Source organism: Lapillicoccus sp. (genome assembly GCF_039935575.1).
Classification (GTDB): domain Bacteria; phylum Actinomycetota; class Actinomycetes; order Actinomycetales; family Dermatophilaceae; genus Lapillicoccus.
Map to the genome: position 1 here is coordinate 14129 of NZ_JBDTKA010000041.1, position 13005 is coordinate 27133.

13 protein-coding genes are annotated in these 13005 nt (G+C 70.4%); 9 read left to right on the forward strand and 4 right to left on the reverse strand.

Going from position 1 to position 13005, the window contains the following annotated elements:
• The first annotated feature begins 48 nt into the window (after positions 1 to 48).
• The gene (locus tag ABI385_RS05200) at positions 49 to 540 is read left to right on the forward strand and encodes a cupin domain-containing protein (protein WP_348102682.1); all 492 of its coding nucleotides are present in this window, start codon (positions 49 to 51) and stop codon (positions 538 to 540) included.
• Positions 541 to 558: 18 nt separating this feature from the next.
• Here ABI385_RS05200 and ABI385_RS05205 read toward each other — a convergent pair whose 3' ends face one another.
• Complete coding sequence (locus ABI385_RS05205; RefSeq protein ID WP_348102683.1) at positions 559 to 2112, reverse strand: helix-turn-helix domain-containing protein; 1554 nt, start codon at positions 2110 to 2112, stop codon at positions 559 to 561.
• 189 nt (positions 2113 to 2301) lie between these two features.
• Between ABI385_RS05205 and ABI385_RS05210 the strand changes: the two genes are divergently transcribed.
• The 7 genes from ABI385_RS05210 (at position 2302) to ABI385_RS05240 (ending at position 9257) form a co-directional block, all read left to right on the forward strand.
• Positions 2302 to 3570, forward strand: a complete 1269-nt coding sequence (locus ABI385_RS05210; RefSeq protein ID WP_348102684.1) for an FAD-dependent oxidoreductase — start codon at positions 2302 to 2304, stop codon at positions 3568 to 3570.
• Positions 3571 to 3709: 139 nt separating this feature from the next.
• Complete coding sequence (locus ABI385_RS05215; protein ID WP_348102685.1) at positions 3710 to 4228, forward strand: hemerythrin domain-containing protein; 519 nt, start codon at positions 3710 to 3712, stop codon at positions 4226 to 4228.
• Positions 4229 to 4302: 74 nt separating this feature from the next.
• A complete protein-coding gene (locus ABI385_RS05220) occupies positions 4303 to 4773 on the forward strand; it encodes a VOC family protein (RefSeq protein ID WP_348102686.1) in 471 nt (156 codons plus the stop codon).
• Between the two features lie 41 nt (positions 4774 to 4814).
• Positions 4815 to 6053 (forward strand): cysteine desulfurase-like protein, encoded by a 1239-nt coding sequence (locus ABI385_RS05225; protein ID WP_348102687.1) that lies wholly within the window; start codon positions 4815 to 4817, stop codon positions 6051 to 6053.
• 15 nt (positions 6054 to 6068) lie between these two features.
• Positions 6069 to 6794, forward strand: coding sequence for a type II CAAX endopeptidase family protein (locus ABI385_RS05230; RefSeq protein ID WP_348102688.1), 726 nt, complete (start codon positions 6069 to 6071; stop codon positions 6792 to 6794).
• A 55-nt stretch (positions 6795 to 6849) separates the two neighbouring features.
• On the forward strand, positions 6850 to 7650 hold the full coding sequence (locus ABI385_RS05235) for a class I SAM-dependent methyltransferase (RefSeq protein ID WP_348102689.1): 801 nt from the start codon (positions 6850 to 6852) through the stop codon (positions 7648 to 7650).
• A 47-nt stretch (positions 7651 to 7697) separates the two neighbouring features.
• Entirely contained in the window at positions 7698 to 9257 is a 1560-nt protein-coding gene (locus ABI385_RS05240; protein ID WP_348102690.1) for an FAD-dependent oxidoreductase, read from the forward strand.
• Here ABI385_RS05240 and ABI385_RS05245 read toward each other — a convergent pair.
• Genes ABI385_RS05245 through ABI385_RS05255 form a run of 3 tightly spaced genes read right to left on the reverse strand, consistent with a single transcriptional unit; the run spans position 9245 to position 12641 of the window.
• Positions 9245 to 10249 (reverse strand): DUF5914 domain-containing protein, encoded by a 1005-nt coding sequence (locus ABI385_RS05245; RefSeq protein WP_348102691.1) that lies wholly within the window; start codon positions 10247 to 10249, stop codon positions 9245 to 9247. The genes ABI385_RS05240 and ABI385_RS05245 overlap by 13 nt on opposite strands.
• Positions 10246 to 11151, reverse strand: coding sequence for a phytoene/squalene synthase family protein (locus ABI385_RS05250; protein ID WP_348102692.1), 906 nt, complete (start codon positions 11149 to 11151; stop codon positions 10246 to 10248). The genes ABI385_RS05245 and ABI385_RS05250 overlap by 4 nt, the downstream gene beginning before the upstream one ends.
• Positions 11148 to 12641: a phytoene desaturase family protein gene (locus tag ABI385_RS05255; RefSeq protein WP_348102693.1), complete on the reverse strand. Its 1494-nt coding sequence runs from the start codon at positions 12639 to 12641 to the stop codon at positions 11148 to 11150. The genes ABI385_RS05250 and ABI385_RS05255 overlap by 4 nt, the downstream gene beginning before the upstream one ends.
• Positions 12642 to 12702: 61 nt before the next feature.
• On the opposite strand from ABI385_RS05255, the gene ABI385_RS05260 reads away from it, so the two are divergent.
• Positions 12703 to 13005, forward strand: a 303-nt coding sequence (locus tag ABI385_RS05260; RefSeq protein ID WP_348102694.1) for a DUF2505 family protein, incomplete at its 3' end; no start/stop codon positions are given.

Genomic DNA, 13005 nt, shown 5'->3' on the forward strand with positions numbered 1-13005 from the left:
TGACGTTCGGGGCTGACGCTGCATACCGGTCTCTGCTAGGCAGGAAACATGTCGTACCCACCACCGATCTACCACGGCGACACCGGTGAGGTCAGCGCCGTCATCCGGCCCGACGCCGCCACACCCGAGCTCGTCTACCCGAACGGCGGCCGCGTGCACTACCTCTCGACGGGTGCCTCGACCGGGGGCCTGTTCGGGCTCTACCGCTGGGAGTTCGCTCAGGGGGTGTCCGGACCGGACCCGCACTTCCACCGGACCATGACCGAGTCGTTCTACATCCTGTCCGGCGAGGTCGAGATCTACTCCGGGCGCGAGTGGGTGACCACCCGACCTGGTGACTACGTCCATGTGCCGGCCGGGGGGCTGCACGGATTCAAGCATCGCGCCGACGAGCCCGCGTCCATGCTGCTCCACTTCGCTCCGGGGGCATCTCGCGAGCCGTACTTCGAGGGGCTGGCCCGCCTCGCCGCCGGCGAGACGATGACCGATGCCGAGCGTGACGAGTTCATGCAACAACACGACAACCTCTGGGTCGAGTGACCTGACGTAGCCGCCGGCTCAGTAACCGAGGGCCGCGAGCTGGAGGCGCAACACGGTGCGGGCGGTGGGGTCGTGCAGCGGCAGGTCGGCCACCTCGCTCATCCTGACCATGCGGTGCCGCAACGTGTTGACGTGCACCCCCAACGCCTGCGCTGCCGCGCCTGGTTCGCCCGGGTGGTCGAGCCAGGCCGCCAGCGACGGCAGGTATGCCGACCTCCTGGCACTCAGGCGGCCATCGTGCTCCCGCAGGGCCGGAACCGGTCCACCGAACCGGTCAGGCGCTCCAAGTGCCGAGACCGCCCGCGCCGCAGCCAGACTCACCCAACGATCCTCGACCGTGGCTGTGACGTCGTCCACGTCCGCAAGTGACCCGAGCTCGGCCGCTGCGGCCCTCGAGTCAACCAGCTCGGCCGGAGAGCCGACCTCGGATCCGGCGCAGGCCCGGACACCCGACTCCATGGCCGGCTGGGGCGAGCGCACCTGGGACGCGAGCCAGCGCCAAGAGCCCGGACCGTCGCCGTCGGCCTGCACCACCACGAAGACATGGTCGTCCAGGTCGGCCACGAGCGGTTGCCGCCACCCCCACCGGCGCAGAACCGACTCCCACAGGTCGAGATCGGCCCCGAGGTCGTCTGCGGACATGGCGGTTCGGCGGCTGAGCGCGACCACCCTCCAGGGCCCCGGGGGCAACCACGACGTGGAGGCTGTGGAGGGGGGCCCTCCCATGAGCAGCCCGCGGACCCGGTCCGCCGTGATCCTCCGGCCGAGGTCGGTCAGTGCACGCAGTCGGATGAGGTGCAGCGCCACCACGGTTGCCGCCTGCCGCAGCTCGAGAACGGTGGCAGCGGAAGGCGGCTGCGCGACCACCGCCCAGATCGAGCCCAGCCACTCACCGCCGGCGCGCACCGGCACCACGAATCGAGGCATCTCCTGTCCCGGGCCTGGAGCGACCATGAAGGGTTCGGCGGACCGCGCCAACTTCCGGAACACTCCGCGGGACCTCATGTCCGCGATGAGGGGGGCGGGAACGCGGCGGCCGACGATCGTCGAGACCCGGGCCGCGTCAGTGACGTCCTGACGGGCGCTGTGGGCGAGGACCCGTGACTGCGCATCCTCGATCGTCACCGGCGCGTCCACCAGGGCTGCGGCAGCGTCGGCGAACGCCAACAGGTCGCTGTACCCCCCGACGTCCGGGCGTTCCAGGCCGGGCATCGCCGACTGGTCGAGGATGCCGCGGACCAGACCGATGACATGGACGAGGGAGACGGTGTCGTCGAGCTCGAGAAGGGCGACCGCGTGTCGGCGTGCGGTCGTGCGCACCCCTCGTGCGCGGGCCGGCCCCCGACGCAGGACGACGCCCGCCGCCCCGCCCCTGCCGGCGCGCTCGACCAGCTCGACCGCGGCCGCGGCATGAGTCACGCCGGCGCCGAAGACGAGGTCGCCGGTCAGGTCCCGCACGGCGTCTCCCGGCTCGGCGATGACGACCTCGTCGACCTGGGCACTCGGCGCGGCGACAAGCAACCGCAGTAGGCCACCGCCGAGCGCACCGACCAGTGTGTCGAGGTCGAGCACGTGGTCTCCTCCGTCGTCCCACCGATGTCGCGTGTCTGTCTCGTGGCATATCGCACGGCGTTGGGGCCAGTCTGGTCGCCATTGTGCTCTCCGCACAATCCTGCGCTGCTCCAGAGTGCGCCGACGACAATGCCAACGGCCCGCCGCGGCGTCATGCTGGGACCAGCCCACCGACCCGAAAGAGGCCTGATGTCGCACCCCACCGCCGGACACCCCGTCCCCGAGCGTGTCGCCGTCGTCGGCGCGGGCATGGTGGGTCTGGCCACCGCCTGGTTCCTCCAGGAGCGCGGCGTCGAGGTCACCGTGCTCGACCGCAAGGGTGTCGCGGCAGGGGCCTCTTGGGGCAACGCCGGATGGCTGACCCCCGGCATCGTCACGCCGCTCCCCGAGCCGGCCGTCCTCAAGTACGGCGTCCGCGCCGTCCTCAGCCCGAGCTCGCCGGTATACGTCCCGCCGAGCGCGAACCCGAGCTTCCTCAGGTTCGTTGCGGGCTTCACCCGGCACAGCACGATGGCGCACTGGAAGCGCGCGATGAACAGCCTCGTGCCGCTCAACCGGTTGGCGCTGGAGAGCTTCGACCTGTTGCGCGACGGCGGCGTACAGGCCGAAACCGTTGCCGCAAAGTCCTTCCTGGCGGCATACCGGACGGCCGACGAACGCCGCACGCTGCTTGACGAGATCGAGCACATCCACGCCGCAGGACAGGACATCGAGTACGACGTCCTCACCGGAGAGGAGGCGCGCTCCGTCGAGCCGCTCCTCTCCCGAGAGGTCGGCGCGGCCATCCGACTGCGGGGCCAGCGGTTCGTCAACCCCGGACAGTTCGTGCAGGCCCTCGCCGACGACGTGCTCGCCCGCGGGGGCAAGATCGCGTCCGGGCCGATGAGCACGGTGCTGGATGTCGTCGACTCCGGGACTGGCGTTCGCGTGGTCACCCGCGGTGGGGTCGAGGAGTTCGACGCGGCCGTGCTCGCGACGGGCGCCTGGCTCGGATCGTTGGCCCGCCGGTTCGGTGTCCGCTCGGTCGTCCAAGCCGGGCGGGGCTACAGCTTCAGCGTCGAGGTCGACACGCTGCCTGACGGTCCCGTCTATCTGCCGGCTCAACGCGTCGCGTGTACGCCGATCGGCGACCGGCTGCGAGTGGCCGGGATGATGGAGTTCCGGGCGCCCGAGGCCGCGCTCGACCCGCGCCGCATCACGGCGATCGCCGAGGCCGCCCGCCCGCTCCTGCAGGGCGCCGACCTCGACCACCGCCAGGACGAGTGGGTCGGTTCGCGCCCGTGCACCGCCGACGGTCTGCCGCTCATCGGCGTGACCCGGTCGCCGCGCGTTTACGCCGCCGGCGGTCACGGCATGTGGGGCATCACCTTGGGCCCGGTCACGGGACGCCTGCTCGCCGAGACCATGGTCACCGGTCGCCGCAGCCCCGGGCTCGCTCCGTTCGACCCGACCCGCTGAGGGGTCGACACCACACTTTGGCGTTCCGGACGCATGTTGGGGGGCGTCCGGACCGCCGACAGAGTTGTCGCTGAAGTTGTCGCTGAACCGGCTGAGCACGTGCGCGAGGGCGTCGTGGCCACTCGGCCATACTGGCCGCATGGACGTGACCGAAGTGATCCTGCACCAGCACGCCGAGCAGCGACGGATGTTCGCGATGATCGAGGAGTGGCCCCGCGACGACGAGGCCGGCCTCGACGCCCTCTGGAAGCGGCTCGAGATCCTGCTCGAGGTGCACGCCGACGCGGAGGAACGATTCTTCTACCCCGAGCTCGTCCGGCTCGGCACGGGTGGCGGCGACGCCCCCTCTGCGCAGGAGGAGGTCGAGGACGCGATCAAGGACCACAACGAGATCCGTGATGGGATCCGGGCTGTCCGCAGGTGCGAGGCGGGCAGCGACAAGTGGTACGCCGCGGTGCTCGAGACCAACGTCGCGAACAGTGACCACATGGCCGAGGAGGAGCGTCAGGACCTCACCGACTTCCGGCACCACGCGTCGCTGACGCTGCGCCACGACCTGGCGGTGCAGTTCCTGCGCTACGAGTCCCAGCACTGGGCGCGTGGGGTGAAGCCGGTCGACAAGGACCCCGAGGAGTTCGTCGAGGAACACGAGGCCTGAGCCCGATCACTTCTCTGTATGCCGCGAGTCTCACCTGACGACAGATAAACCGGCAAACCCAGAAGGACTCCCCCATGACCATGACCGCCTGCCTGTGGTTCGACACCCAGGGCGAGGACGCCGCGACGTTCTACTGTTCCGTGTTCCCCGCATCCCGGATCGTCGGTGTCACCAACTGGGGACCGGAGAACCCGGAGCGCGAGGGAACGGCGCTGACCGTGGACTTCGAGCTGGACGGGCAGAAGTTCGTCGCGCTCAACGGCGGCCCGCAGTTCCCCTTCACCGAGGCGGTGTCGTTCCAGATCCCGTGCCGTGACCAGGAGGAGGTCGACTACTACTGGACCGGCCTCCAGGCCGACGGTGGTCGGGAGAGCGACTGCGGCTGGCTGAAGGACCGGTTCGGGATGAGCTGGCAAGTCGTGCCGACCCGGCTGCCCGAGCTGCTGGCGGACCCGGACAAGGAGCGCGCGAACCGGGCCATGCAGGCGATGATGCGGATGCAGAAGCTCGTCATCGCCGACCTCGAGAAGGCCGCCGATGGCTGAGCCGGCGGGCCGGCGGCAGCGAGCGCTGGCAGAATCGGCAGGTGCCCTACGACGTCGCCGCGGTCCGCGCCCACTTCCCTGCGCTCCTCGAGGGAGCGGCGCACTTCGACGGGCCGGGCGGCTCGCAGACGCCTGACGTGGTGGCGATGGCGGTGGCCGACACGATGACCGCGGCCGTGTCGAACCGCGGCGCCATCAGCGTGGCCGAGCGCCGGGCCGAGCAGGTCGTCCAGGAGGCGCGCGCCGCGATGGCCGACCTGGTCGGCCTCGAACCCCAAGGCATCGTGTTCGGGCGGTCGGCGACCGACCTCACCTTCATGTTGGCCCGGACGTTGTCGGCCGGCTGGGGGCCGGGCGACGAGGTCGTCGTCACACGCCTGGACCACGACGCCAACGTCCGACCGTGGGTCCTGGCCGCCGAGCAGTCCGGCGCGACCGTGCGCTGGGCTGACTTCGACCCCGCCAGCGGCGAGCTCCACGCCGATGACGTGCGGGCCGTCGTCACGGAGCGGACCCGCCTGGTCGCTGTGACGGCCGCCTCGAACCTCATCGGCACCAGGCCCGACATCCCGGTGATCGCCGAGGTCGCCCACCGCGTCGGCGCGCTCCTGCATGTCGACGGTGTGCACGCGACAGCCCACGTCGGCACGGACGTGCCCGGCTCCGGTGCCGACTTCTGGGTCTGCTCGCCGTACAAGTTCCTCGGCCCCCACCTCGGCGTCCTCGGTGCCCGGCCCGAGGCTCTCGAACCCTTGCGACCGGCGAAGCTGCTCCCCTCGAGTGATGCGGTGCCGGAACGGTTCGAGCTCGGCACGCTCCCCTACGAGATGCTCGCCGGGATCACGGCCGCCGTCGACTTCCTCGCTGACCTCGGTGAGCTCGGGCAAGGCTCTGACGCCCGCGAGCTGCGCACCCGACGAGAGCGGATCGTCGACTCGTATGCCGCGCTCGAGGCGCACGAGGACGAGTTGCTCGCGTGGCTGGAGCCGCGGCTGCGCGCCCTGCCGGGGGTGACGCTATACAGCAACGCCGCGCGGCGCACCCCGACCCTGCTGTTCACCTCGGAATCCCGTGCACCACAAGAGATTCGCGTCGCGCTAGCCGCCCAAGGGATCAACGCTCCGGCCGGTCACTTCTACGCGTGGGAGACGAGTCACCACCTGGGTCTCGGATCCGTCGGCGGAGTTCGAGTCGGCTTGGCTCCCTATACCGACCACACCGACGTCGAACGGCTCGTCGACGCGCTCGAGCCCATCCTCAGGACAGCCAGCGCCCGCTGACGCGGAGCCAGCTGTATGCCTCGGTTCGGTCGCCATGGGTCCCGCGACACCATCGCCCTCGTCGTGGTCGTCACCCTGCTCGCGGCATACAACGTGTCGCGATCACTGTGGATCCCGCCGTCCTGGCATCTGCTGACCAACCTGCTGACTGCCGCGGTCCTTGGCGGGATCGCTGTATGGGCTGGCCTCGACAGGACGGAGCTCGGGCTTCACAACGACCACCACCCGTCCGGCTTTCGTTGGGGCACAGGGGCGTTGGTCCTTGTGGTCGCGGTCGTCGCAGCGTTCGGGATCGTCACGTCCCGGCTCGGGACCTCAGAGGGAGCACTGGACGATCCGCGGCTGCAGGGCCCGCTCCCGGATCTGCTCTACGAGGTGCTCGTCAACACTCCGCTCGGGACGGTAGCGGTCGAGGAGTTCGCCTTCCGTGGGGTGCTGCTCGGGCTGCTGCTGCGTCTGACGACCACGACCAGGGCGATCGTCGTCTCGGCACTCCTGTTCGGGTGCTGGCACATCATGCCGACGCTGACCACTGCAGCGGGGAATGGCGCCATGGACGGCTTGCTCGCACTTCCGGGTGGTCTCGCGCTGGTAGTCGCCGGAAACGTTCTGGTCACCGGGTTTGCCGGCGCGGTGTTCTGCGCCCTTCGGCTGCGTTCCGGCAGCCTGCTCGCCCCGGCGCTCGCCCACCTCGCGACCAACGACGCGAGCTACGTCGTCGGGTGGCTGACCAACCACTGACGTGGCAACCCGGGTGGTGTCCGGGAACGCCGGGGGCACCACATACGGTTGCGCCATGGCGACCGACCAGCGAGTGCGAACCGACGTCCCCACCGACGTTCCCACTGACGTCCCGCGCGGCGAGGTCTCGGCGGCGTTCGACGAGGTCGCGGACCGCTACGACCTGATGGTGGCCCTCAACCCCGGCTACCACGCCCACCTGCGCCGAAGTGCGCGTGTCCTGGCCCGCAACGTCGCCCTGCACGGCGGTGACACCCCCACGGTCGTCGACCTGGGATGCGGTTCGGGTGCCTCGACGCGGGCGGTCGTCGAGGAGCTGACGCGGGTCGGGGTCTCGGGTCTAGTCCTCGGCGTCGACGGGTCGACGGGCATGCTGCGCGAGGCCCGTGGCAAGGACTGGCCGCCGCGAGTGCGCTTCGCCCACGGCCGGGCCGAGAACTTCGAGACCGTATGCGCGGACGCAGCCGTCGCAACGCCGGTCGACGGCATCTTCGCGGCCTACCTCGTCCGCAACGTGACCGACCGAGACGCGCTGCTGCGCTCTCTGCACGACCTGCTCGCGCCGGGAGGGACGCTGGTCGTTCACGAGTACTCGGTCGCGGGGAACCCCGCTGCGGCAGCGGTGTGGACCGCTGTGTGCCGCGGTCTGGTGGTCCCCCTCGGATGGGTCACGTCGCGCCGGACCCGGCTCTACCAGTACCTCTGGCGCAGCGTCATGGACATGGACTCGACCCAGGTCCTCATGCAACGGATGCTCGACGCCGGCTTCGAGGACGTCCGGACCCGGTCGGTCCGCGGCTGGCAGCGAGGTATCATCCACACTTTCCACGGCAGGCGCACCGAGGCCAGCGCGTGAGGATCGGCCGGAGCCGGCGCTGGCGGCCGGGGCGCGACGCTCGGGCGGTGCGCCACGCAGCGGCTCCGGTTCGACCCGCGCCGTGGACAGCGAGACCGCATGCGCCTGGTGGTCGCGCCGACGGCCGCGGGGGCACTCGGACCGCGGTGGTCGTCGGCGGCGGGATCGCTGGGCTCACGGCCGCGACGGCGCTCGCCGAACGAGGCGTCGCCGTCACGCTCGTCGAGGCGGCCCCTACCCTCGGTGGGCGGGTTCGGGCCTGGCCGGTGGAGGTCGACGGTTCGCCGACGACGATGAGCCGCGGCTTCCATGCGTTCTTCCGGCAGTACTACAACCTGCGCGCTCTGTTGCGACGCGCCGACCCGGCGCTGTCCAGGCTCCGGCCGATCGACGACTACCCCCTCGTCCTCGCCGGTGGGCACCGTGACTCGTTCGCAGGACTGCCCACGACCCCACCGTTCAACCTGCTCGCCTTCGTGGCTCGCAGCCCGAGCTTCTCGGCGCGCAGCCTGGCCGCCGTGGACGCCAAGGCGGCGCTCGGCCTGCTCGACGTGCGCTTCCCGCAGACCTACGTCGAGTACGAGGGGCAAAGCGCGGCCGACGTGCTGGACAATCTCCGGTTCCCAGCTGCGGCAAGGCACCTCGCGCTCGAGGTCTTCGCTCGTAGCTTCTTTGCCGACCCCCGGGAGTTCTCCGGGGGCGAGCTGGTGGCGATGTTCCACACCTACTTCCTCGGATCCGCGGAAGGACTGCTGTTCGACGTACCGGACGACGACTACGACAGCGCGCTCTGGGCACCGCTGGGCAGCTACCTACACGGGCTCGGCGTCGAGGTGCGGACGGGCGTGCGTGCCCTGGGCGTCGAGGACTCTGGTGATCAGGTCGTCGTCTCCCTCGACGACGGGACGTCACTGCGCTGTGACGGCACCGTCCTCGCGACGGACCAGGCGCCGCTGCAGCAGATCGTGGCCCACTCCGAGTGGCTCGGGGACGCTGGGTGGCGGGCGCGGGTGGCCGACCGGAAGGTGGCGCCCCGATTTGCGGTCTGGCGCATGTGGTTCGACCGTCCCGTCGCGCCGGGCACGCCACCCTTTCTCGGGACGAGCGGGTTCGGACCGCTCGACAACGTCTCCTCGGTCCACCTGTTCGAGAGCGGCGCGGCCCGGTGGGCGAACGAGCGCGGCGGTTCGGTCGTCGAGGTGCACGCCTACGCCGTGCCGCAGAGCACGGGCGAACCCGAGCTGCGCGACGAGCTGCGGTCCCAGCTGTTCGTCATCCATCCCGAGCTGCGGGACGCAGGGGTGGTGCACGAAGAGTGGCTGGTGCGGCAGGACTGCCCACTGGTGTCCACCGAGCCGTGGGCGGACCGGCCCGAAGTGACGACGCCAGACCCACGAGTCACCTTGGCGGGAGACGGGATTCGCTGCAACTACCCGGTCGCACTGATGGAACGTGCGGCCACGACGGGGTGGCTCGCGGCCAACGCCCACCTCGCCCGCTGGGGCCTCCCGGGACACGACGTATGGACCGTGCCCATGCAGAGCCGACACGGCCTGGCAGGGACGCTACGACGAGTTATGCCCGGCCGCGTGGGTCAGGCCCCGTAGGTCTCCCCACGGGACCGGAGCAGGTAGCGGCGCTCGGCATACGCCATGTCGTCGACCCAGAGCCGGGCCTGCGTGTGCTTCATCGCCGGCCGCATCAACGCCGCGACCTGCCGGGCGACCCCGAAGCCCTTGCGCGGGGAGTAGGCGATGGTCGCCTCCGTCATCATCGTGACCGAACGGCCGAGGGCGTCGGGCGCGAGCGGCGTGGCGTGTGTCTCGACGACGCTGCCGGCGCCCTCGCCGTCAACGATGGTCATGACGATCGTGCGCGCGTCAGGACAGGCGAACTCGGCGCGCACCGGCACACCCCAGCGCGGGGTCAGCCGGAACGTCACGTCGACGACGAGCTTCTTGTCATCGCTCGCGTCGTCGTCGACGACGAGGTGCGAGAAGGCATACGGGTGGTACCAGGCGCCGTGCCAGGGGTCGAGCCGGTTCGCGATGATGTCCTGCGGCTCGCAGGTGCCGGGGATCGTGATGACCGCGCTCAGTGAGCCTTCGAGCGGCGGCCGGTCGGTGAGAGTCGGCCGGTCGGACGGCGTCTCACCAGGTGTCGGCAGACGGACCCAGGCCAGAACCCCGTCGTCGTATGCCGTGATCGGCTTCCAGCCCGCGGCGCCGCTGCTGCCGAGCGCCATGCCGTGCCACCGGCAGACCACGTCGCCCGAGATCACCTCGCAGTCCTCGAGCAGCGCCCCGAGGTGCGGGCAGGCCCCCGGACCGGCGCACAGGGTCCCGGACTCGTCGCGCCACAGCACGACCTCCCGACCTGCGACAGTCCTGGCCACCGTGCGCGTGAGCCCTACGTCCTCGCTGGTGCCCACGACGAACCAGCCGCCGGGGTCCTGCGACTGGGCTACGTCGAACGACGCGCGGATCCGGCCCGGCCTGGCCTGCTTCCAGGTGCTGCGCAGGTGGTCGTGCGGGACGGTCGGGACGTTCTGGATCGGGACCCGCTTGCGGATCTCGTCCCTGATCCGGGAACCGGTCACGATGCCACTCTCCTTCGTCGGGCCGGCCCGAACGTCAGAACCCGCGCCGACGTCGTTGCCTTCTTCCACGATGCCACGCGGGCACGGCCGCTGAACACGTCGTAGTCCCGTTCCTCGATCAGCGCAAGGATGCGGGCGTAGAGCTCCCGGGCGGTAGAGACGCACCTGGCGGACGACGCGGGAAGCATCGGTATGCCCGCATCCGCCTGCGCATACAGCTCCCGGTTACGGCCGATCTCGAACCGCATCAGCTCTCGCCACTGCGGCGTGACCCGTCGCACCCACGGGTCGGCACCGAACCGTCGCAGGTCCTCCTGCGGCACGTAGACGCGTCCTCGGTCGAGGTCCTCGCCGATGTCACGCAGGAAGTTCGTCAGCTGGAAGGCGAACCCGAGACGGCGAGCCGGTTCGAACGCAGCACTGCTGAGTGGGCGCAGGACCGGCAGCATCATCTCGCCGATCACGGCCGCCGAGCCCTCCATGTAGCCGACCAGGTCGTCCCAGGTCTCGTAGGTCGTCGTCGTGAGGTCCTGGGCCATCGCCCCGATGAACCGGTCGTAGTTCTCCCGCGGGATCTCGCAGCGCCGGAAGCTGTCGCCGATCGCCGCGAGCACGGGGTTGTCGGTCGGGGCTCCGTCGAGCACCTCGCCGACCTCGACGCGGAACGCGCTCAGCTCCTCGGCGGTCTCGTCGGCGTAGCCCGCCTTGGTGGCGTCCGGTGCGTCGACGATGTCGTCGGCGAGCCGGCAGAGCGCATAGACCGCGTAGACGTGGCGACGACGTTCCGGCGGCAGCAGCAACGTGCCCCAGTAGTAGGTCGTGCCGTTGTCGCGCGTGATCCGGGCGCAGCGGCGGTACCCCTCGTCGAGCAGGTCTGTGGGGGCGCGCACGGCGGTGGTCACGCCGGCCTTGACACGGGCGATACGGGCAGGTAGTCGCCGACCCGTTCTGCCGCCAGTCGTCCGCTGATGAGCACCATCGGGACGCCGACCCCGGGGACGGTGCCGGAGCCGGCGAACACCAGCCCCGGCAGGCGCCGTTCGACGTTAGGCGGGCGGAACGGACCGGTCTGCATGAACGTGTGCGCCAACGCGAACGGGGTGCCCTCCTTCATCCCCATCGCCTGCCAGTCAAGCGGGGTAACCAGCTCCTCGGCCACGACGTCGGTTGGGTAGCCGTTGTCGCCGAGGAAACCCATCAGACGCTCCCTCATCGGCTCTCGCTCGGTCACCCAGTCGACGTCGCCACCGAGGTGGGGGACGGGCTCCAGGACGTAGAGGGTCGACCCACCGGGGGCCGCGAGGCCGGGGTCGGTGAGGGACGGGACGGTGACGAGCCGCGAGGGGTCCGGCATGAGCCGCAGGTCGCCGATCAGGGCGTCGAACGAGGAGTCCCACTCGCTGGCGAAGTGGATGTTGTGGTGTTCGGTGCCGGCGACGGGCGTACCGCGGGTGCCGACGTGCCAGACGACTGCCGACGGCGAGTAGCGGCCCGAGCGCAAGGCCCGTGGCCGTGGCAGGTCCGGCAGCAGCCGCTCGTAGGCCACGGGCAGGTCGAGCGTGCACACCACCGCGTCGGCGCGCAGCTGTTCGCCGCCCTCGAGCTCGACCGCGGCGATGCTGCCGTTCGGACCGCGACGGAACCCTTGAGCCGATGTGCCCCAACGGAACTCGACGCCGCCCAGCTCTGCCGCCCGCGCCATGGCGACGGGGATGGCACCCATCCCGCCCTCGGGGAAATAGACGCCTTCGACTGAGTCCATGTAGGTGATGACTGCGTAGATGGCCAGGGCTCGGCTCGGCGGCAGCCCGGCATACATGGCCTGGAAGCTGAAGAGACGGCGCAGCCGTTCGTCCTTGAACCGCTGCGACACCACGGGTCCCAGCCGGCGAAACCCGCCCATCCGAAAGAGTCGAGCGGCCGTCTTCGGGGATGCCAGCAGGTCGAGCGGGCTGTCGAAGTTGCGGTCGATGAAGTTGGGCATCTCCAGGTCGTAGAGCTCACGCAGCCAGCGGACGAAGTCGTCGAACGCCGCCGCGTCCGCGGGGCTGCAGGTCTGTTCGATCTCGGCGCGCATCGCCTCATGTCCCGCCCGGACGCGGATCTCGCTTCCGTCGGCGAAGCAGGCCCGGTATGCCGGGTCAAGCCGTTGCATGGGCAACAGGTCCTCGAGCCGCTGGCCCACGGCACCGACGACGTCGGCCAACAGGCCGGGCATCGTCATCACCGTGGGGCCGGTATCGAAGGTGTAACCGTCCCGGTGGATGCGCCCTGCGCGCCCCCCAGGGCCGGACTCGCGCTCGACGACGGTCACCTCGTAGCCGGCTCCCGCAAGGTGGCACGCGGCGCTCAGTCCCGCCAAACCCGCTCCGATGACAACGACGCTGCTCACCAGGTCAACGTACGCTGAGCCGTCGAACCCCGCAGAACCAGCCAGCTCACCGGGAGGGCACATGGCCCAGGAGATCCACCGCAGCTACGCGCTACCCCTGGCTCCCCTGACGTTCTTCGAGGCGCTTCACGTGCGAGAGACGATCGAGCAACGCTGCGCCGCCGACGGGCTCGGCCCCACCATCCTCGTCACCCACCAGGCGACCGAAACCATGGTGCGGATCGTGGTGTCGTCCGACATCCCCACCTCGTGGCTGCCCTCGATCGTCACCTCCCGCCTGTCGGGCACGCCGCACGTCGTCCGTGAGGAACGCTGGGAGCGCGATGCAGACTCTGGACTGCGCTCGCCGTTCACCTTCGAGTTC

What these genes read in the sequence shown, in the direction of transcription:
- ABI385_RS05210 (WP_348102684.1), top strand. Translation starts at nt 2,302, where the DNA reads ATGTCGCACCCCACCGCCGGACACCCCGTCCCCGAGCGTGTCGCCGTC.
- ABI385_RS05220 (WP_348102686.1), top strand. Translation starts at nt 4,303, where the DNA reads ATGACCATGACCGCCTGCCTGTGGTTCGACACCCAGGGCGAGGACGCC.
- ABI385_RS05200 (WP_348102682.1), top strand. Translation starts at nt 49, where the DNA reads ATGTCGTACCCACCACCGATCTACCACGGCGACACCGGTGAGGTCAGC.
- ABI385_RS05215 (WP_348102685.1), top strand. Translation starts at nt 3,710, where the DNA reads ATGGACGTGACCGAAGTGATCCTGCACCAGCACGCCGAGCAGCGACGG.
- ABI385_RS05235 (WP_348102689.1), top strand. Translation starts at nt 6,850, where the DNA reads ATGGCGACCGACCAGCGAGTGCGAACCGACGTCCCCACCGACGTTCCC.
- ABI385_RS05230 (WP_348102688.1), top strand. Translation starts at nt 6,069, where the DNA reads ATGCCTCGGTTCGGTCGCCATGGGTCCCGCGACACCATCGCCCTCGTC.